Annotated in this window: 12 protein-coding genes; 6 read left to right on the top strand and 6 right to left on the bottom strand. The window is 39.5% G+C overall.

The window, feature by feature from the left end:
* Nucleotides 1–8: 8 nt before the first annotated feature.
* Nucleotides 9–2,975, bottom strand: coding sequence for a SusC/RagA family TonB-linked outer membrane protein (locus tag NK987_RS05700; protein WP_259263091.1), 2,967 nt, complete (start codon nucleotides 2,973–2,975; stop codon nucleotides 9–11).
* Nucleotides 2,976–3,484: 509 nt separating this feature from the next.
* Here NK987_RS05700 and NK987_RS05705 point away from each other — a divergent pair.
* A complete protein-coding gene (locus NK987_RS05705; protein WP_259263092.1) occupies nucleotides 3,485–3,865 on the top strand; it encodes a PH domain-containing protein in 381 nt (126 codons plus the stop codon).
* Nucleotides 3,866–3,921: 56 nt separating this feature from the next.
* Here NK987_RS05705 and NK987_RS05710 read toward each other — a convergent pair whose 3' ends face one another.
* From NK987_RS05710 to NK987_RS05725, 4 genes are all read right to left on the bottom strand, one after another.
* On the bottom strand, nucleotides 3,922–4,992 hold the full coding sequence (locus NK987_RS05710) for a dipeptidase (RefSeq protein WP_259263093.1): 1,071 nt from the start codon (nucleotides 4,990–4,992) through the stop codon (nucleotides 3,922–3,924).
* Between the two features lie 285 nt (nucleotides 4,993–5,277).
* Nucleotides 5,278–5,742, bottom strand: a complete 465-nt coding sequence (locus NK987_RS05715; protein WP_259263094.1) for a RidA family protein — start codon at nucleotides 5,740–5,742, stop codon at nucleotides 5,278–5,280.
* A gap of 266 nt (nucleotides 5,743–6,008) precedes the next feature.
* Nucleotides 6,009–7,322 carry a GntP family permease gene (locus NK987_RS05720; RefSeq protein WP_259263095.1) on the bottom strand — a complete coding sequence of 438 codons (1,314 nt, stop codon included), beginning with the start codon at nucleotides 7,320–7,322 and terminating at the stop codon, nucleotides 6,009–6,011.
* Nucleotides 7,323–7,418: 96 nt separating this feature from the next.
* Entirely contained in the window at nucleotides 7,419–9,749 is a 2,331-nt protein-coding gene (locus NK987_RS05725) for a T9SS type A sorting domain-containing protein (protein ID WP_259263096.1), read from the bottom strand.
* 38 nt (nucleotides 9,750–9,787) lie between these two features.
* Between NK987_RS05725 and NK987_RS05730 the strand changes: the two genes are divergently transcribed.
* The 3 genes from NK987_RS05730 to NK987_RS05740 all read left to right on the top strand — a co-directional run bounded on the left by NK987_RS05730 (nucleotide 9,788) and on the right by NK987_RS05740 (nucleotide 13,913).
* Nucleotides 9,788–10,978 carry an Lnb N-terminal periplasmic domain-containing protein gene (locus NK987_RS05730; RefSeq protein WP_259263423.1) on the top strand — a complete coding sequence of 397 codons (1,191 nt, stop codon included), beginning with the start codon at nucleotides 9,788–9,790 and terminating at the stop codon, nucleotides 10,976–10,978.
* 62 nt (nucleotides 10,979–11,040) lie between these two features.
* Nucleotides 11,041–13,077: an excinuclease ABC subunit UvrB gene (gene uvrB / locus NK987_RS05735; RefSeq protein ID WP_259263097.1), complete on the top strand. Its 2,037-nt coding sequence runs from the start codon at nucleotides 11,041–11,043 to the stop codon at nucleotides 13,075–13,077.
* A gap of 197 nt (nucleotides 13,078–13,274) precedes the next feature.
* A complete protein-coding gene (locus tag NK987_RS05740) occupies nucleotides 13,275–13,913 on the top strand; it encodes an AlbA family DNA-binding domain-containing protein (protein ID WP_258423044.1) in 639 nt (212 codons plus the stop codon).
* Here NK987_RS05740 and NK987_RS05745 read toward each other — a convergent pair.
* Nucleotides 13,908–14,948, bottom strand: coding sequence for a 1-aminocyclopropane-1-carboxylate deaminase/D-cysteine desulfhydrase (locus NK987_RS05745; RefSeq protein WP_338021195.1), 1,041 nt, complete (start codon nucleotides 14,946–14,948; stop codon nucleotides 13,908–13,910). The genes NK987_RS05740 and NK987_RS05745 overlap by 6 nt on opposite strands.
* Between NK987_RS05745 and NK987_RS05750 the strand changes: the two genes are divergently transcribed.
* Together NK987_RS05750 and NK987_RS05755 are read left to right on the top strand one after the other, a co-directional pair.
* Nucleotides 14,892–15,929, top strand: coding sequence for an RluA family pseudouridine synthase (locus NK987_RS05750; protein WP_420841162.1), 1,038 nt, complete (start codon nucleotides 14,892–14,894; stop codon nucleotides 15,927–15,929). The genes NK987_RS05745 and NK987_RS05750 overlap by 57 nt on opposite strands.
* Before the next feature lie 1,175 nt (nucleotides 15,930–17,104).
* Nucleotides 17,105–21,418 carry a hypothetical protein gene (locus tag NK987_RS05755; RefSeq protein WP_259263099.1) on the top strand — a complete coding sequence of 1,438 codons (4,314 nt, stop codon included), beginning with the start codon at nucleotides 17,105–17,107 and terminating at the stop codon, nucleotides 21,416–21,418.
* The last annotated feature ends 49 nt before the right edge of the window (nucleotides 21,419–21,467 follow it).

Here is a 21,467-nt window from a genome sequence, read left to right on the forward strand (position 1 = left end):
GTTTTAGCTTAGAAACTTAAATTAAGGCCGAAAGTAGTGATCGTGGTAGTGAAATAAGTTGCTCTACGCTCGATACCTGGAGCAAGCGGATCATTGCCTGATTCAGAATCACCATATCTTACCTCAGGATCTACACCGGTATATCCGGTGATCATAAACGGATTTTGAACAGAGAGGAAAGTTCTGATTCTTCCGATTGTTCTACCCGGACCCAAATTAAAGTTATAACCAAGCGTTGCGTTATCCAAAACCACAAAGTCAGCTTTTTCTACGTGAGTGCTGTTATATTCCGCTTTGGTGATTTTTGGATCGAAATATTTGGTGTTTACAATATTCCAGTTTTGTACTGTAGTACTTTCGGTATTTTCGTAGAAACCTCTGTAGCTATTGATCAGATAATGACCGAATGAACCTCTAAAGAAGAAATTCAAGTCCCAGTTCTTATAGTTAAAGGTGTTATTGAAACCAAAATTCAAAGTGGGATAAGCGGTTCCCAATTGGGTTCTGTCATCATTACAGTTACAATAAACAGGATTTCCATTGGCATCAACAGCAGTACCATTGATTACTTTCATGATTGGAGCACCGGAATCACTTACCCCCTCTTGGATTGGTCCCCAAATTTGCCCGAGTGGGCCATTTTCCTGGATTCTTATCAATTGGGTAAGGTTTTGTCCAGGAGAACCAAAGTTAGATCGGTAATTAACTTCTCCAAATGATAAATCTCCTGAAGATAAGCTTCTAAGATTTGTTTTTAATGTGGAGAAATTGACACCTGTAGTCCATCTAAAATTAGATTTTTGAATAGCCTTATAATTCAACATCACTTCTAGACCTGAATTCTGCATTTCACCAATGTTCAGTTGAGTGGTAGAGAATAGATTTGGTGGAACCGGTACATTGATCGGTAAAATCATTCCTGTAGTTACTCTTGAGTAATAATCAATGGTACCATCCAATTTGTTGTTCAGAATTACAAAGTCCAAACCCACATTGTATTCGTCTTTGGTTTCCCATGCCAAATCTGGGTTTGCATTGGATACCGGTCCATATGACGGTACAAATTGTCCGTTATAGAAGAAGTTACCCTGACGTCCAAATCTTAATAATGAAATGTAGGATTGACCTGGCTGTGTACCTGTTCTACCATAACTTGCTCTGAATTTCATAGCACTTACGCCTGTCATGTCAATCAAGTTGGCAATGTTTACACCCGCACTGATCGCAGGAAACAAACCCCATTTGTTGTTCTCTCCAAATCTTGATGATCCTTCATACCTTGCACTGACGGACAAAAGGTAAGTATCTTCAATGTTGAAGTTGGCACGGCCAAAGAATGCTACCAATCTGTTCGTATTGGCATAACTTGAAACTGTTGCCAAACCATTGGCAAAATCAAGAGCTGCACCGATGTTGTTATATGTAAATGCATCTGTCAAGAAATTTCCTGCTTGGGTGAAGTTACCCTGATTGAAAAACTCCTGAAAAGAATAACCTGCCAAGAAAGCCATTCCGACTTTGCCTACAGTTTCATCATAATTAAGAGTAGTTTCGAAAAGGTCATTTAGCCTCACATTATTTTCTATTGTAGCTAAACCGTTTCGTCCAAAACCTCCTCCAAATTTCGCAGTCTTAGGAGAATAAGATCCTCTCCAGTCTGTTTCTCTCTGGCTGGCATAGAATACTGCACCTCTAAATTTGCTGGTGAAATTATACTCACCACGAATACTTGCAAGAAGTCTGCTATCTCGTCCATCTGCAATATTCTGTTCTGCGATGGAAACAGGGTTGAACCAATCGAAAATATCCCGCTCATAATAACCTCCAAAATTTGGACTCTGTGGGTTTGGATCCCTAACAGGTACAGTTGGGTTGCTTATGATTGCATATCTGAAAGAGTTTTCGTTACCCAATTGTCTGTCGATGGAGGTGTTGGAAACGTTTACTGTAAAGATGGCTTTGTCCTTTAATGCTTTTTGGGTCAAATTGATCCTTGCATTCAATTGATCAAAACCTGAATTGATGCCTACACCATTTACATTCCTTGAGTTGATAGAAACCCGGTAGCTAGTACTAGCACTGCCACCTCCAAGTGAAAGGTTATTGATAAAGCTTAATCCTGTGTTGGTCACTTCATCCATCCAATCAGTATTTCCTCCAAGGTCTCTTGAACCTGCAATTTGCTTGTATTCTTCAGCATTCATTACACTGATGGTTCTTGCGACATTTTCTACGGCAGCACTACTGTTGAATTCAACAACGGTTCTTCCGGTTTTTCCGGTTTTGGTAGTGACCAAGATAACACCGGCTGAACCCCTAGTACCATAGATAGCAGCTGCCGATCCATCTTTTAGCACATCCATTGACTCGATGTCATTTGGATCCACGGTACTCAAAGAACCACCGATCACACCATCAATTACAACAAGTGGCTCGGCATTTTCTCCAATTGAAGAGATACCTCTTAAACGCATGTTGAAACCGGCGTTAGGATTGCCACCTGGTCTGGCGATGTTTAGACCTGCAACTTTTCCCTGGAGCAATTGACGGGGGTCATTTACTGTACCTTGGTTGAAATCCTCAGCCTTGACACTAGTCACAGCACTTGTAATTTCCTTTCTTTCTTGGGTACCGTAGCCGACGACAATTACTTCGTTGAGGGCTTGAACAGATACTGCCAATCCAACATTGATGACAGACCTGTTAGCGACAGGCTGCTCTGCGGTGACGTATCCGATAAAAGAGAAGACAAGAATTTCCTCAGCGGCGGCCGCTATAGAGTAATTCCCATCCAAATCTGTAATTGCACCTCGAGTTGTGCCCTTTACCAAAACACTGACTCCCGGGATTCCTTCTCCCGAATCAGCATCCGTTACTTTTCCAGTGATTTGACTTTGCTGTGCAAAACTGAGATTTGGGATACTCATGCACACAAGGCAAAACAAAAGGAAAACAAAATTCCATTGTTTTTTCATGGGTTAATGGGGTTTGATTGTTTGTTTTTTTAATTGATGCTTCCCTATCTTTTTTCATTTCAATAATCATTCAATTATGGATTTTAAAAGAGAAAGGATAGAAAATGCAGTTTAATTTGAAGTTAAAAATTCTTAAAAACAACAATTTGCAACAATAGATTTGCTTATGGCAAATTTAATACCACATTCTTTTCAAAAATAAAGCTTTAGCCAAAGATTATTTCGGTTAATAAAGCTTAATAATATGATAATTATCAATAATGAATAAAAATATAATATGTAATAAATAGTTTAATTACATTTAAATTAGAATAAATTTAATTAAAATTATTTAAATGTATTTTTGACATTTTTTTTATCTCGAAACTTTTAAAGTGCAAAAAAATGCAACCTGATTTTTCTCTATTCAAGCTCAATTTTTTCATTGGCATTCTTAAAAATGAAATGTTTAAAACAATTTTTTTTCTATTCTTGTAAACAGAATCCTAATCAAGGAAAAAGGGAAAAACATGGGATTATTTTCAGCAATATTAGGCAATGCAGGTCACGCAAATAAAGAGGATCTTATCAAAGATTATGGGAGATTACTGATCGATGGTGAGGAAATTGAAATGGGCTTCAAACTTATCAGAGATGTTTTTATTTTTTCTACCAAGCGATTAATTTTGATAGAAAAACAAGGAGTCACAGGAAGCAAGGTGGAATATAAGTCGATTTCCTACAAAAGCATTTCAAGATTTAGTGTGGAGACGACAGGCACATTTGATTTGGATGCCGAATTGAAAATCTGGGTTTCTAGCGAACAAGAGCCAAGCATCAAAAAACAATTCTCAAAATCGGTCAATGTCTATGAGGTACAGAAGGTTTTGGCTACTTATGTCCTGAAATAAATTGGGTTTTGGACCAATTAGCTTTTTTCCAAATCAGAAAATAATTCAAAAAGCTATTATGACCAAGCTTTTCTTAAAAATCCAAGCCAATTACCAAACATGACTTTTTCTATGTCCTGAGCAGAATATCCTCTTTTGGATAGCAATCCTGTAAGATTTTGGAGGTCGGCAATACTTTCCACATCATAAGGACATTGTTCCCTGCCAAATGCCCCATCCAGATCAGAGCCAATTCCTATATGGTTGGCATTGCCGGCAAGTTGACAGATATGGTCCATGTGCTCAATCATCTTTTCCAAATTGCAGCCCATTTCTTTTGGATTTGACTTTCCTCTGACCCAGTTTGGTACCATCATCCATGCATCCAAAGCACCACCGATTACTGCCCCCCTTTCAATCAATGCTTTGATCTGTTCATCGGAAAATTGTCTGTTATGATTGACCAAAGTCCTACAATTATTATGGCTTGCCCATACATGCCCATTGAAATGATCCAAAGCTTCCCAAAAGCTGTCATCGCAAAGGTGGGTAGCGTCCAGAATAATATTCAACCGCTCCATTTCTTTTAGCAGCTCCCTTCCGTTCTTTTCCAATCCACCTGTAGCATCTGTACCATTGGCATATCTGCCGGGACCATAATGTGCCGGACCCAAAGCCCGGAGTCCCGATTCATAAGCTTTTTCGAGGTAACTGACTTTTATTATTGAATCTGCGCCTTCAAGAGAAAGAATGTAGCCGATGGGTTTGGTGGTCCAAGGAAGTTCGTGTAACCAAAGGTGAAGGTGTTTTTCCAAACTTTCAAGATCTTTGATTTGGGTCATTTCTCCTTCATCCTCCATGGCTTTGTACCATGCCAACTGACCTTGAGTCTGTGCCCATGCCTGCTCCGGTGAGTGCCATCCCGGTAAAGGATTGCCTTTTGCAACATACCTAGCAATCTGTGTGGCAACTACCAATCCTATATTTCCTTTTCGAAGTTCAGGAAGTGAAACCACAGCATTTCCCCGATCGGGCTTATCTTTCAAACCTTTCTCCCGAGAATTGATCTCCGATATAGATTTTGTGAGGTCCCTGTTCCATTCAAGGGCATTCATGCTGAGATCGAGGTGGGCGTCTATTGTGAACATTTTTTTAATTAATAGAAATACTATGGAAATACAATGGGAATATTATTGAAATACAATGGAAATAAGGTAGAAATAAATTGAAATAGGTTTGGGTCTTAAGGTTTGAAAACGACCAATCATTTTTTCTAATTTAAAGTATTATTGAATTTCAATGAGCAAAAAACTTCAAATAGCGTTTGAATTAGGGCCTATATCCATTTATATCAACAAAATATCGTGCAGCATATTTCAAGGTATTTCACGAAGTATATATCCATTTATTTCGCAAAGCATATATCAAAATATTTATTCCAATTCAAAAAGTGCCTCAATCTCTACAGGAATATTATCCGGCAAAGAACCAAATCCTACAGCACTTCTTACGCCGATGCCGTTTTCAGTTCCCCAAACAGCTGCAAACAATTCACTGCAGCCGTTGATGACATATGGATGTCTTTCAAAATCTTGAGTACAGTTCACCATTCCCAATACTTTGATGACGCGTTTGACTTTATTGAGCGAACCGATATTGGCTTTAATCGTGGCCAACATGGCGAGGCCAACTTGTCTTGCTGCCATTTTCCCTTCCTCCATATCCATGTCTTTTCCTACACGGCCGATGATAAGGGTTCCGTCTTCCTGAACGGTACCGTGTCCTGAGAGATATAGGTATTTTCCATCAATCAGACAGGGCTTATATACACCAAGCGGCTTCGGGGGAGGAGGTAAAGTCAGGCCTAATGCGGCAAAGTTTTCTTCAGGGGTTTTCATGAATTAAGAATTGAGATTTGAGACAGGAGATTTGAGATTCGTGAAGTATGATAGAAATGAGGTGGAAATATTATTAAAACAAAGTTAAAATAAGGTAGAAATAAATTGAAATAGTGTCCAGAACTAAGCTTTGATTAGGATCAATCATATTTTTGAATCTAAAGTTTCATGAACTGAAATATCCATAAGCCAAAATCTTCAAATAGAATTTGATTCAGGACCTATATCAACTTTATATCGCGATACATCTAACCCTTTATATCAATTCAAACAAATATATCCAAGATCAATACCCCTCCCAAACCCACTACCGCTACAATGGTTTCCATCAGGGACCAGGATTTGATGGTATCTTTGACGCTGACATTGAAGTATTCTTTATACAGCCAAAAACCGGCATCGTTGAAATGCGAAAACATTAGACTTCCTGCTCCGATCGCCAATACCAACAAATTTGGATCAACATTTCCCCCACTGACCATGGGCGCAATGATGCCTGCGGTAGTCAGTCCTGCGACAGTCGCCGAACCCACGCAAACCCGGATGATGGCAGTGATCGACCAAGCCAAAATCAATGGATGGACATCCCATCCCTGAAGTGAATCAGCTATCGTCTGACTGACCCCTGAGTCCATCAATACCTGCTTCAATGCCCCTGCCCCTGCAATGATCAACAAAATCATAGCGACGTCTTTGGAGGCCACGACATACAAATCCATCAATTGGGGAATTTTAAAATTCATCTTAATTCCCAAGGTAAAAGTAGCTAGCAACAAAGAAATCAACATCACCATTCCCGGATCACCTACAAATTTGAAATAGGGGAAAAGCGGATTGTCCGGAGACATCTGTAAGCCGATAATGGTAGTACCTACCAAAAGGAAAACAGGGAAAAGCGCGGAAAAGAAACTGTTGAAGGTACCGGGTAAATCCACTTCATCCCTTTGTTTGGCCTGAAAGGTTTGCAATGGTTTTGCATCAATATTTTTCAAAAATTTAGCGAAAAACGGACCTGCGATGATGATTGTCGGGATGACGACGATAAGGCCATAAGCCAGGGTAAGTCCCATATTGGCCCCAAACTGAGCAACCAATGCTGCAGGCGAGGGATGTGGTGGCAAAAATCCATGCGTAACCGAAAGGGCTGCCAACATCGGTATGCCAACATACACAGCAGGCAATTTGTATCTGTACGAAACAGAGAAAACCAAAGGGATGAGAAGCACGAAACCCACATTGTAGAATAACGGGATCCCTACCACCAAGCCTGTAAGCATCATGGCCCAAGTCACGTTTTTTACTCCAAAAATTGACATGAGGGTGTCTGCAATTCTCTGTGCTGCACCGCTTTCCGCGACCAACTTGCCCAGCATAGCACCCATCACGATGACGATGACCAAATCCCCAAGCAATCCGCCAATGCCTTTTTGAATGGAACCTGCGATTTGTTCAGGAGGTATTCCCAATAGAAATCCTGCCAATATTGAGGAAATCAAAAATGCCAAAAACGGATTCAGTTTCAGCCAGGTAATCAATAAGATCAATACCAAAATGCTGACAAAAACAAACAATATGGTCATAGGTTTCAGTTGGGTTTGTCGGACAAGTTAAAAAATTAATCTGTATGGCGGCTTTAGCACTGATCCATAATTTTACAAATGGCAAAAAATCAGGATTTATTTCTTTATAAGCTTCAATACATACTTTTTCTCTAATGAGACAAACTCAATAAGGTATACGCCTGGTTGGATCTTTTCCAAAAATTCCTCCATTTGTATTTGGGAATATTCCTCAAATAGAAAATGCAGCCCTTTCATATCTGAAATTCTAACAGAAAATCCCTGCTTATGGACTTCCTCTGGAAGTTCGATTTGGATAGGACCGCTTTCATAGGGGTTGGGCCAAATTGTTGCTTTCATTTTTTGATTATTTTCTTTTTTCCCTTCAAGCTTAAATACCTTGCTGAAAGATTTTTTGCCATCAAAATCCACTTGCTCCAATTGGAAGTAAACATGCTTGGAAACTGTTTTTTCAAAATAAGAGAACTCATAGTGCTGAATTTCATCAGCATCTCCTTTTGAAGCTATTTCACCGATAGTCTCGAAATTTTCAATGGTTCCAATGGACCTATTAATATAAAATTTTTGATTATTTGATTCCTGAGCTGTGGACCATGATATTTTTATATCCCTTTGGTTGAATTCCGCTCTCATTTCCAGCCAATTCACCGGAAGTACAGAAAGAAGCCGGAAGCTTCCGACCGTAAATGTGTTGTTGTTTATAGCTCCGAATTCAATATCCCTTCTTGCCCAAAGCAATGAAGGATCCAATCCGGGTAGGTGATTACCCTGGGCAGCTAATCCATTACCGGTAATCCTCAAGTCATCGACGTCATCTACTATAAGATTATCAGCCGAAATCCGCATTTCAATGGGATTAGTACTCGGACTCAATCCCGAAAATTCAAAATAGCTGTTCAGCTGATATAGAATTGGAGTCCCGTCTATATCGTCATAATTAGGATCATCGTTTCGGCCGGGGATTTCTAAGAAACGGGCTGAAATATTTCCTCCTGGAGAATTACCAAGTAGCTGAATTTTTCTTGTTCCACCCTGATATAGGTCTTCAAAAGGAAAGGTGGCATTTTCTGCGGTCAAAATTGAAGGGATATTATTGTAGTACAAATGATTGAGGTTGAGCCATTTTCCTCCTTGGTAGGACAAGGATCCCCCTCCTGATGTATTCACATACAAGTCAAATCCACTGAAATCCACCTGACCGTTTTTCATGATGAAATTGGTTTTGGATTTGACATCAGCATAGAAAAGTAAACTTCCTGAAGGCTTATTGACCTCCAATTGGTTGATATCCATATCAAACCCTATCACCTGTTGTATCCCTGATCCCTGAAACCTGAGGTAGGAGGGATTTTCTACGATATTTCCTCCGGTCAACCTTGCAAAATCCCCGTTGAGAAAAAGTGAGTCCGGTAATAGTTTGTTAGATGGATTTTCAAAAAGGATGTTATTGTAGGTTTTCGGATTTCCTGAAGTAGCAAAAGTAGTCCTGACTAAGCGCTGGTTTCCGGAATTGGAGCGGTAATACACATTGCCCTCAAAACGGAATTCCGCAACATCCATGGTAGGGTCATTGGCCAATAAAACCAAATTTGCTCCGGGTTTTAAATGAAAAAGGGCGGCGGGGATAGATGTTGATCTCCTTATTATTTGGTCCAAGGGTGCATAACACTGAGAAATAAAAGTAGCCCCTGGTTCAATGACAAAATTTCCATAAGGGCCAGATCCGTTAAAAACAGCTTGATTATTGAAAGAAAAAGTTGAGCATGCAGCGATTCCCATGGTATTGACAGTTTGAATCACTGTTCCTGATTGAATGATAAATGCGTTGGCCTTGAAAGCAGAATTTACTGTTAATGTTGCTCCGGGATCAGGATTGAAAACTACTATAAACCTACTGTTTGTGTTTGTTGCACTCCAAGAAGGACGATCTACCACTGTTCTTGTGCTTCCTCTGAATACTATTTTGCCTGTTTCTGGATAAATCCAATCCGTTGAGGCATTAGTCACATTATTCAAAATAAAATCAGCTCCCAATCTTTCTATGGCCCGCAATGCCCCATAAACCTGTAATTCAAAAGTCTGAAGATTCAGTTTTCTGCCAGGGCTTGCTGCGCTGAATAAATATACGTTTTTGGCTTCCTCATTTGCTGTCAATCTCATTTCATGTCCCTGATCAATGAAAATATTATTGTTCCTTTCAGGCTTTGCACTTGCCGCAATCCAAGCCACCCCATCCCAAATCTCCCAAACTGCAGGATTGTTGTAATCTCCGGAAGCTATACTTTTGTAGTCATTGAGTTCGTGAATGATTTGTCCCTGTGCGATGATTGGATTTACAAATATGAAAAAACAGATTACAAGATTATTCCCATAAATTCGTGATGAATTTAATAAGGCAAAGACGGAAAAACGTTTGCAAAAAGCCATATTTGAAAAATTTTGACTTATCCATGAAATTTAGTTTTATGCCTGCTCAATTGAAAAAATTCTTACTCACTTATTCGTTTATTTATTCGACTATTTTTTTTGCCTCTGCACAGGATTACCAAATCAGTCTTTTGACCTGTGATCCTGGAGATCAGCTTTACTCTGCTTTTGGGCACAGTGCCATAAGGGTTTTGGAAAAATCTACAGGGGAGGATTTGGTTTTTAATTACGGCACTTTTGATTTTAATACTCCTTATTTTTATGTCAAATTCACACAAAGGACTTTGGATTATATGCTGAGCGTGTCGACGTATGAGCGGTTTATTGCGGAATATAATTACTACCAAAGAGATGTCAGGGAACAGGTTTTGGATCTCAGCCCAGAACAGATTGAAAGGCTTGTCGAGTTTCTCCAGATCAATTATCGCCCACAAAACAGGTTTTACCGCTACGATTTTTTCTATGATAATTGTGCCACAAGGATCAGGGATGTAATGGACAGGGTTTTGGGAAAACAGCTTGACTGGAACGAAGAGCAAAATCCCGAACGCAAAACCTTCAGAAACCTGATCGATGAATATGTATATCCTTTGCCTTGGGCAGATTTTGGGATTGACCTGGCCTTGGGGTCAGTGATCGATGTCAATGCTTCTGAAAGGGAAAAACAGTTCCTGCCGGATTATATGGAAGCGGCTTTTGGGAAAGCCTTGATTGTCGGTGATGGTCCAACAAGGTCTTTGGTCAAAGAAAACAAAGTGATCTTAGAGTTTCCTGAAAGGCAATCTCAAATGGACTTGTTCAACCCATACATTCTTTGGTGGGTTTTTTCAATTCTCGTGATGGCCTTGACCTATTTTGGCTTCAAAATGAAGAGACTTTTCATCGGATTTGATATCGGATTCTTTACGGTTTTGGGTTTATTGGGACTCCTGATAACCATGCTTTGGTTCTTCACTTTCCATTCCCAGACCAAATACAACTGGAATATCCTTTGGGCTTTCCCCGGACATTTGATTCTTGCTTTCATGCTAATGAGAAAATCCATTCCTGCTTGGGTGAAGAAATACCTGCTTTTTGCACTCATTTCGGCAAATGTCGGTTTGGTGTTTTGGATCTTTGGATGGCAGTCTTTTCATCCTAGCATTGTGCCTTTGCTTTTGGTTCTGATTCTCCGAACCAATTTCTTGTATTATAATCTGGAAAAATTCAGACTGAATCCGAAAGGATAAAATTTCAGGAATCAAAACTATTTACCACCTGAAACTTGTTATCCACTTTCAATTGAGATCAAATGGAATTCAAATTAGTTTCGGAATACAAACCAACCGGTGACCAGCCGCAAGCCATCGAACTTCTTACCCAAGGCGTCAATGCCGGCGAGCCATCTCAGGTTTTGCTTGGTGTAACAGGTTCCGGGAAGACTTTTACCGTAGCCAATGTCATCCAGCAAGTTCAGAAACCTACTTTGGTACTGAGTCATAACAAGACCTTGGCAGCCCAACTTTATGGGGAGTTCAAACAATTTTTTCCTGAAAATGCAGTAGAGTATTTCATATCCTACTATGATTATTACCAGCCCGAAGCCTTTATTCCTACCAGCGGAACGTATATCGAAAAAGACCTTTCGATCAATGAAGAAATCGAAAAACTGAGATTAAGCGCCACTTCGGCTTTGCTGTCAGGACGGAGAGATGTTATCGTCGTTGCCTCGGTTTCCTGTATTTATGGTATCGGAAATCCCGAGGAATTTGGGAAAAATGTGATCAGGCTTCAGGAAGGTGATAGAATTCCAAGGAACCAGCTGCTTTTCAAATTGGTGGATATACTTTACAGCCGTGTAAATCATGACCTCAGCCACGGCAATTTCAGGGTAAAAGGTGATACGGTGGATATTTTTGTTGCCTATGCGGATTTTGCTTACAGGATTTTCTTTTGGGGAGATGAGATCGAAGCCATCCAAAGGATCGATCCCGCCACCGGAAAGAAATTATCCGATGAAAAAATCATTTCCATTTTTCCCGCAAACCTGTTTGTCACAGGAAGAGATGTAATCGATACAGCAATCCACGAAATCCAGGACGACATGATGGCTCAGGTGGCGTTTTTTGAGCGGGACATGAAGCTGATCGAGGCTAAGCGATTAAAGGAGAGGACGGAATTTGACCTTGAGATGATCCGTGAATTGGGCTATTGCTCAGGGGTGGAAAACTACTCGAGGTATTTTGATAGGAGAAAACCCGGAACAAGGCCTTTCTGTCTTCTTGATTATTTCCCCGACGATTATCTATTGGTAGTGGATGAAAGCCACGTCACTTTGCCTCAGGTAAGGGGAATGTGGGGGGGAGACCGATCAAGAAAGGTGAATCTGGTGGAATATGGATTCAGGTTGCCTTCGGCATTGGACAACAGGCCTTTGAATTTCGATGAGTTTGAAAATCTTATCAACCAGGCAATTTATGTCAGCGCCACGCCGGCGGATTATGAGCTGACCAAAACCGAAGGAATTGTGGTGGAACAGATTATCCGTCCGACAGGTTTGTTGGATCCGATCATCGAAGTGAAGCCAAGTGCCAATCAGATCGATGATCTGTTAGAAGAAATAGATGAACGAATTAAAGCTGGTGACCGGGTTTTGGTGACAACTTTGACCAAAAGAATGGCCGAAGAACTTCAGAAATTCCTCGAAAGAGCAGGAGTAAACAGCCGCTACATTCACTCTGAGGTCAAACCACTGGATCGAGTTGAGATCTTGCGAGAATTGCGTCTTGGGATTTTTGATGTGTTGGTCGGTGTGAATTTGTTGAGAGAAGGATTGGATTTGCCTGAAGTGTCTTTGGTGGCGATTTTGGATGCAGACAAAGAGGGCTTCCTAAGGAATGAAAGGAGTTTGGTACAGACCATCGGAAGGGCAGCAAGGAATGAAAATGGCAAAGTAATCATGTATGCTGATAAAGTCACTGACTCCATGCAGCTTGCTATTGATGAAACCAAAAGGAGAAGAAGCCTTCAGATTGCCTACAATACTGAGCATGGGATTGTCCCCAAAACCATTAAAAAATCGAAAGAAAAAATCATGGGTCAAACCACCGTGGCCGATAACAAACGAAATGCAAAACTATACGAAGATTCCATCGATTCTCCATCATTGATTGCAGCCGATCCACTAGTACAATATCTCAGTAAGGACAAATTGGAAAAACTCATTACCCAAACCCAAAAGCAGATGGAAAAAGCAGCCAAAGAACTCAACTTTATGGAAGCTGCAAGACTGAGAGATGAATGGCAGGGAATGAAAAACAGGTTAGAGGATCTGAATAGGGGAGTTTGATGAGAGAGACTAGAGGTTAGAAGCGAGAGACGCGAAGGCAGAAATTCGGATTTTTGAACCAAGTACAATGTACCAAGTACCAAGATCGGGGTATCCCTATAACTTGACAACCAGACATTGCGAAGCAGACAACAATTAAAACCACAACAACAATTACAACTTATCTCACTTCGTACTTCCAACTTCCCACTTCTTAAATGACCCTCCAAGAAATCCATAAAATTGCCCAACAAGGAGAAGGCTTGAAGGTAGAGTTCAAGAAAAAAGCTGCTTTTCCTGAAAAAATCGTCAGGGAAATCATTGCATTGGCTAATACTGAAGGAGGATATTTATTGATTGGTGTTGACGATGATGGGACAGTAAGTGGACAGCGGTTTATTGAAGAGGAAGTTTTTGTGATGCAAAAAGCTATAGCACAACACCTTCAGCCCAAGTTGGAGTATCAAGTGGAGATTATCAAACTCAATCCCAAAAAGGGAGTTGCTGTTTTTAGCATTCCAAAATCCGCGGATCGCCCACATTTTTTGATGGAAGAGAATAGGAGAAAAGCCTTTGTCAGGGTCAAAGACCGCAGTATCCAGGCAAGCAAGGAAATGTGGGAGATATTGAAAAGAGGGAAAAACCCAAAAGATATGGTTTTCACTTATGGGGATAAGGAGAATATCCTGATGAAATTCCTAGGAGAAAAAGAAAAAATCACTTTGAATGAATTTCAGTTTTTGGCCAAATTACCTAGATTTTTGGCATCAAAAACTTTGGTCAGGCTTGTTTTGGCCAATGTCATCAAAATCGTCCCCCAAGAGAAAGAAGACATTTTTATACTCAAAGAATCATAGGGGCAAGGAAGTGCCCAGCCGTTGGTTAAATCCTGCGATCCCTTGCAAGCCTCCTGAATGAATAGCCAAAATATGGGATCCTTTCTCAAAAAAATCCTTTCTGATCAGGTCAATAATCCCAAACATCATCTTTCCTGTGTAAATAGGGTCCAAAGGAATTTGGGTCTCCGAATAAAACCATTTTATAAAATCAAGCAGTTCAGCTCCTGACTTTCCATATCCCCCAAAATGGTATGCGTCAAAAATGCTGTATTTCCCTAAAGGATTGATGAGGTTTTCCTCTAGCAGGTGATTTGTTTCCGAATGGATAAAATCCCCTTTCAAGGAAGAAAATCCCAACAAATGTTGGTGAGACAGTATACTTTCTGCCAAACCTGCGAAAGTTCCTCCTGTTCCGATAGAACAGCCAATGTGGGTAAATTCTGCATCTTCCTTTCCCAAGATTTCCTTTGTTCCTTTTATCGCCAAGGAATTTGTTCCTCCCTCGGGGATCAGATAAAAAAACCCGAATTTTTCTTTCAGTTTTTCAATAAATGAATCTTCTGCCTTTTTTCTATAATCCTCCCTGTTTATAAAGTCGAGTTGCATGCCTTCCGACTTTGCAAAAGATAGGGTTGGGTTCGAAGGGATTGTTTCTTCGCCTCGGATGATTCCAATTGATTTGAATCCTTCAACTCTTGCTGCTGCGGCTGTTGCATGGATGTGGTTGGAAAATGCCCCTCCAAAAGTCAACACGGTGGAAAATCCCGACTTTTGGGCTTCTTCAAGGTTGTATTTCAGTTTATAGAATTTGTTCCCGGATACGAGGTTATGGACCTGATCCAACCTCTTGATTGAAAGCCTGATTCCATTTTCCTCAAGGAGAGGTAGATGAATTTCTTGGGTTGATATGGGATTTGGGAGAAGCAATGTTTTTTCAATATTCCTGCAAATAACCAAATCTTTGGCAAATGCCCTTATTTTTGCAGGATGGCAGACATGATGGATCAGGATAATTTTGATGAGGAAGAGTTGGAAGTAGAACTCTTTGAGCACTTTAGTTTTACGATTGACAAAGGCCAGACCCCGACTAGGGTAGATAAATTTTTAACTGACAGGTTGTCAAATGCCACCCGAAACAGGGTTCAGAATGCAATAGACGCAGGTTTTGTTCAGATCAATGGGAATCCAACCAAGGCAAATTATAAGGTTAAGCCTTTGGATGAAATCAAGGTTTTTCTTGAAAAACCGCCTCGGGACACTGAGGTCATTCCGGAGGATATTCCTTTGGACATTGTATTCGAAGATGAGTACCTGATGATTATCAACAAACCTCCTGGGATGGTCGTCCATCCTGCTCATGGCAATTGGACAGGAACTTTGGTCAATGCTTTGGTTTACCATTTTAACCAACTACCTACCATGCCTGGTAATTCTGGTAGGCCTGGATTGGTCCACCGGATAGATAAAGACACTTCCGGATTGCTTGTGATTGCAAAATCTGAAACTACCATGACAGATCTTGCCAAGCAGTTTTTTAACCATGATATAGACAGGACCTACTTGGCTTTGGTATGGGGAGAACCTGAGGAGGACCAAGGGACTATCATCGCCAATGTGGGTAGGAGTGTCAAGGACCGAAAAGTGATGGACACTTTTCCTGATGGTTCTCAGGGAAAGCATGCGGTAACCCATTGGAAAGTGATCAAAAGGCTGCGCTATGTGACCTTGGTGCAATGTAACCTGGAAACAGGCCGTACCCATCAAATCCGCGCCCATATGAAATATTTGGGTCACCCTTTATTCAATGATGCCATGTATGGTGGAGACAAAATCCGAAAAGGGACGCAGTTTTCGAAATACAAAATGTTTATCCAAAATTGCTTTGACCTCATGCCAAGGCAGGCTTTGCATGCGATGTCCTTGGGATTTATCCATCCCGTGACCAAAAACAGGATTTACTTCGAAACCCCGCTTCCTGCAGATTTTTCGGCTGTTCTTGAAAAATGGGAGAACTATGTCAAATATGAAGAGTAATTTTTCACTATTGTCCTGTTTTGGAGGGACTTAATTTGCCTTTTCCTTGCATAATTTGATTTTAAGCTTGACGATTTGACTAAAATCCGGAAGAAAAATATGGAGTCATTATGTTTGAAGTGGAAGAGGTTGGGTAAAAAAATTATAAAAGTGGACGGTAATTACATGAAAATTTAATAATTGGTTGGTTGGAAACCCAAAACCCATTATCAAGTATTCAAAAAACTGGTTTCCGCAATCGATGTAGATTAATGAATGATTAAAAAATGTATCTTAAAATAAATATACTGTAAATTTTTAGCTAAATATTTATATTATTATTAAAGAATCAGATTAGGTGTTAATTTTGTCATGTAATCAATTGGAAAAAAGTCCAGTTGTATTGTAGGATTGAAAGAGTGGTGGGGATTTCCCCGGAGGTTCGAATCCTTCTCCTACATCTGGTTATTTTGGGTTTATTGTTAATTGACTAAAGCTGTGAGATTTTGTTTCACAGCTTTTTTGATTTTTAGGCCGTTAAAGATTCTTCAATAAAATCGAATAAATCGCTTCAAGATTGTTCAATTGGTAATTATTTATATTTAATTTTAAATAAAATATAAAAAAACGTATATTTATTTAAATTAATTTTAATAAATGGATCGGTTTGTTAATTTTGACCCGCTACAAAGCAAAGGGCTTTGAAAAATTACATCTTGTAGGATGTTGAAACTGGCAGACATGCCCTCCTGTCTCGGGGGTGGAGTACCTGATTCTTATCAGGATTGGACAAAGCACACAAAGAGCTCTTTTGTTGCCTAACTTCTCCGTGGAGGTTCGAATCCTTCTCCTACAGCATCATTTATATTTGGGCTATTTAATTATTGAGACACTCGCGATTAGTCAGCAAATATCGGATTGTCTCTTTTTTTGTCCTTTAGGAAGTGTATCCTTTCATTTAAAAAATTTATCAATAGGTGCTTTTTTTCGCATTTTTGACTTCGAAATCATTTTTTTTTAAATCAGAATTGCATTTCACTTTATCGCTTTCTAATTATCGGGGATATCAAAATCTCTCCTAGAGTCGGATTATTTTCTGATCCTTTTGTATTACTTTTAGTAACTGTTTTAGGTTTATGGAAGAAAATCAAAATCAAGAATCTCTGCCTCCAAAAAGGAAAAAAAAGTACTTGCGCTTGGCAGGAATAACCCTTTTGGTTTTGTTTTCACTTCAGGTAGTTTTTTACTTCGGTTCTGATCTTTTACTTCGCAATTTCCTAAAAGAAAAAGTCAACGTTGCCTCCGGAAATAAATATGAGATTGACTTTGAGGAGTTTCATATTTTGTTTTTGCAAAGGGGAATTACCTTCAAAGGATTGAAGTTGAATCCGGTCGAAGGTCAGTTTCAAGACTTAGACGATATCCCATATTATCGGATTTCAATTCCTGAAATAGACATTACAGGACTCAATTACCGTTTTTTTAAAAAGGAATTTATCATTGGGACCATAGAATTGGTCAATCCTGATGTGGATTTTAAGTTGGTTAAAAAAGATACTTCCGATGTTTCAAAGCCTACCGTGTCACCTATTTCCATACTTCAGGAGGAAATCAGGAAGTCATTTTTGAGTTCTCAAGTCAAGGAAATAAGGATCAACAGGCTAAAAATAGACGAGGCAGACTTACTTTTAAAAAATTTCATTTCCCAAAAGGCCATCAAAGCTGAGAACACAAGGCTTTTGATGGAGGATATCCAACTTTTGCAGGAGAGAGTACCGGCCACACCTTTCAATGCCAAGGGTTTTTCTTTTGGCTTTGATAATTTTGAAGTTTTGTTGGCTGACAGCATCCATACTATCCAGGCCAAAACGGTCAATGTATCTTCCCTAGAACAGTTCATCAATGCGAAGGAGGTCAAAATTATTCCTGATTTCAGCAAAACAACAAAAACTTATTTTCAACTTGATCTCGATGAACTGCTGTTGAAAGATGCGGATATCAATAGGGTTTTTTATACTTCAGAGGTTGCCGTGGGGCAATTGAAAATCGAAAATCCTGAATTTAACCTTTTCACCCGAGAGGTCTTAAAACAGGACCGGGGTACGGAACCCTTTGATTTATACGCTTTGATTGATGGTTTTTTGGCTTCTATTCAGATCCAAGATTTAGAGATTGAAGAAGGGAAGTTTGGTAAGAGATTGGCTGAGGACAGGGATACCTACATGATAAAGACAGACCGGATTGACTTCAAAATGGAGGACTTCTATGTCGGTCCCGATATCTCTAAAAAACAGGATCAGTTTTTTTACGCTGACAATGCTTCTGTAGAATTACATCAGGTTGAATTTGCTCTCAATGACAGCATCCACCTGTTGGTGGGAGATTTTGTCAGACTTTCCTCTTTCGATGACAGGATAGAGATTGATGGATTTAAACTTTACCCAAAAGAAGGACTTGAATTTGATGGTAAAAAGGCACATTTGGATATCAGCGTATCTAGCTTGGCTATTTCAGATGCCAATCTTAAGAAAGTCTACAATCTTGGCATTGTAGATTTGGAAGAAGTGATATTAGACGAACCGGAAATATTTCTTAGGAACATAAAAGGCGGAAAAGAGAATGAATCAAAATTGGATCTCAATGAGATTTATAAAGAATACCTTGACGGGATTTATGTAGAAAGATTTGAAATTCGGCAAGGATCTCTCGTTCTTGACAACAGGGTCAGATTGAGACAGGACAGTCTTTCTTTTGGAAAAATAAACCTGGTCTTGGAAAATTTTGCACTGGACGAAAAGACTGAAAATGCTGAATCCAAAGGCGTGTTTTTGGCAGAAAACCTACAGCTTGAAATTGAGGATTATGCCCTCAAACTTGCTGATAACCTACATATCTTCAAAGCAGACAGGATTTTTTTGGATACCAAAGGATATTTGATCGAAATCGACGGTTTTGCAATCCGGCCACTTTATCAGACACAGATTCAAAAGACTTTGGATAGATATGGCAAAAGTGCGACTTTGGATATTTATGTTCCAAAATTTATGGCCAAAGGAGTGAATATTCCCCAAGCGTATTTTGATGGCATTTTGAGGATCAATGAGATTTTGATTCCTTCTCCTGACATTAAACTCTATCGATACAAACAAAAAATTCAGGATGGAGATGGAAATGAGCTAAGGAGAGGAGAAATTTTAGAGTTGTTGACAAATTATTTTTCTGAAATCAAGGTGGACTCGATCAATGTCAAAAAAGCAAAATTGAATTACCAAAACTTTATCGCCGATAAGACAAGAAGCTTTTCAGAGGATGAATTAACGGTTTCTGTCAAGAATTTTTTTATAGATGAGTCAACCGTATCTAACAAAATTAACTCCTTTTTTTCTGAAGAATTTGATCTGAATTTGAGCAATTATGTTTTCACCGTAGGAAATGGGAAATATACCATTCAGGCTGATGGGATCAACTTTAACACAGCAAGGGAGGAGATCATTACGAGGAATGTGAGGTTAAGTCCAAGCAGTAACTTCTCTGATAAAACCAAAGTGACAGCTAAAATCCCTGTACTTTCTTTCAAAGGAGTGGACTTGGAGGCCTTTCTTTTTGACAATTCACTAAGACTTCAAAAACTTGGATTGCTTGGGTCTTCGGTGGAATTGCTTATTGACAATGATTGGAAAGAAGAGGAAAATCAAGCCATTAAAAACAGAGTTAGAAAAGAAAGAAACCTTCCAAAAAACATTGGAAATGTTGCTATTGATACCATTGAGACTATCGACGCCAAATTCAGTTTGGGATTTAAGGAACAAGGCACACAAAGCGAACTTATAAATACCCAAATTAACCTGAATGTGTTTGATTTTTTGCTGGATTCAGCAAACATCCAAAAAGGAGAAATTGCCGGATTTTTTGACGGAATTACATTGGAATTGGATGAATTTTGGTTGACACTGAACGACAGTGTCCATCAGGTGACTTTTTCGAAAGTTGAACTGGACACCAAATATGATGGGATTTTGGTAAATAACTTCAGGGTGATTCCAAGGGACTTGGGTGGAGTTCCGGGATTTCCGGTTTTTTCAGGCCATATTCCAACAATCCTGATTAAAGCAAAATCACTATCAGAAATACAGGGAAGCAAAGATCTTTGGCTCAAACAACTCAGGTTATACAAGCCCGATATGGAAGTGTTTCTTGATGAAGTAAAAATGCCCAAGAAGGAAAAACAACAAAAGGAAGACAATAAGGGATTGTTTGAGTTTTTTATGGTAGATGACTTTGAAATAGTGGAAGGAAATTTTTCGGTTTTTGATAAAGACGGTTCGAAAAAACCCACAAAATTCGCTGCCGCCAATTTTGAGGTATTCGGAACCAAGATAGATTTACAAAATCTGGATAAGCTCGATAAAGCCTCCCTGATAAAACAAGACTTCAAATTTTCCCTTCCCAATTACGAAATCCTGTTGAAAGACAGTCTAAACAAACTTAACATAGGACTGATATCAGTTGATAACAATCAAATAAAAATAAATGACCTGGTTTTCTCTCCAAGGGTAGGTAGGTACCAATATGGACGGGCAGTTGGAAAACAGACTGATGTCATGAATATCCATGTCCCTTTATTGGTTTTGGACAAACCTGATTATAACAGGTTTCTAGAAGAAGAGATTTTGGCTGCCAAATCCCTAAAAATAACCGATGTCGCTGCTACCATGTTTAGGGATAAAAGATATCCGCGGGAGGAAGGTATTTTCCGTCCCATGCCACAGGAGTTGATGAGCAAAGCAGATATCGAATTAAGGCTTGATACTTTTGTGATTGAAAATGCCACCATCAGGTATTCAGAGTTTTTTGAAAAGGGAATGGTACCTGGAGAACTTTATTTTACAGACATCAACGCCGGCTTGTATCCATTTCATTTGTCCAAAGGTGAAAATGCCTATCCTTTGGAGGAATCTTTCTTGCTAGCTACTACGAAATTAAATGGTGTGGCTGAATTGAACCTTCAAGGCCATTTGTTTTTCCAAGAGCCATATCCGATGAGAATCAATGCACAGCTTGGGGAATTTGACATGAGGACATTAAATTCAATTTTAGAAACCAATGCTTTTGTTACCATCAAAAGAGGCACAGTAAAAGGTGCGGATTGGTCATTTGTCGCTGATAATGACAAAGCTGTGGGTCAGATGGAGTTTTTATACTCGGATTTGCACCTGATTTTATTGAATCACAGGACTCTTGAAAAAGCAAAAGGCAGAGATGCGATCCTGACTTTTGTTTTGAATTCATTTGCCGTAAGGTCAAACAATCCAAGAAGATACCTCAGAAATCCGATAGATGGGAAGATTTATCAAGAACGGGATAAAGAAAAATTCATTTTCAATTATTGGTGGAAAACAACTTTTAGTGGCCTCAAAGGAAGTCTAGGTCTTGGGCAGGCAAAACCTGAAAAGCCGAAAAAGGAACCTAAAGGAAAAAAGAAAAATGAAGGGATAAAGGAGGAGGAGTGATCCGAGTCAGTTGACAGTATTCGGTCGCAGTGGTCAGTTTGCAGTTTTC

This window comes from Aquiflexum gelatinilyticum (genome assembly GCF_024813435.1).
Classification (GTDB): Bacteria; Bacteroidota; Bacteroidia; order Cytophagales; family Cyclobacteriaceae; genus Cognataquiflexum; species Cognataquiflexum gelatinilyticum.

What these genes read in the sequence shown, in the direction of transcription:
- NK987_RS05700 (WP_259263091.1), bottom strand. Translation starts at nt 2,975, where the DNA reads ATGAAAAAACAATGGAATTTTGTTTTCCTTTTGTTTTGCCTTGTGTGC.
- NK987_RS05705 (WP_259263092.1), top strand. Translation starts at nt 3,485, where the DNA reads ATGGGATTATTTTCAGCAATATTAGGCAATGCAGGTCACGCAAATAAA.
- NK987_RS05710 (WP_259263093.1), bottom strand. Translation starts at nt 4,992, where the DNA reads ATGTTCACAATAGACGCCCACCTCGATCTCAGCATGAATGCCCTTGAA.
- NK987_RS05715 (WP_259263094.1), bottom strand. Translation starts at nt 5,742, where the DNA reads ATGAAAACCCCTGAAGAAAACTTTGCCGCATTAGGCCTGACTTTACCT.
- NK987_RS05720 (WP_259263095.1), bottom strand. Translation starts at nt 7,322, where the DNA reads ATGACCATATTGTTTGTTTTTGTCAGCATTTTGGTATTGATCTTATTG.
- NK987_RS05725 (WP_259263096.1), bottom strand. Translation starts at nt 9,749, where the DNA reads ATGGCTTTTTGCAAACGTTTTTCCGTCTTTGCCTTATTAAATTCATCA.
- NK987_RS05730 (WP_259263423.1), top strand. Translation starts at nt 9,788, where the DNA reads ATGCCTGCTCAATTGAAAAAATTCTTACTCACTTATTCGTTTATTTAT.
- uvrB (WP_259263097.1), top strand. Translation starts at nt 11,041, where the DNA reads ATGGAATTCAAATTAGTTTCGGAATACAAACCAACCGGTGACCAGCCG.
- NK987_RS05740 (WP_258423044.1), top strand. Translation starts at nt 13,275, where the DNA reads ATGACCCTCCAAGAAATCCATAAAATTGCCCAACAAGGAGAAGGCTTG.
- NK987_RS05750 (WP_420841162.1), top strand. Translation starts at nt 14,892, where the DNA reads ATGATGGATCAGGATAATTTTGATGAGGAAGAGTTGGAAGTAGAACTC.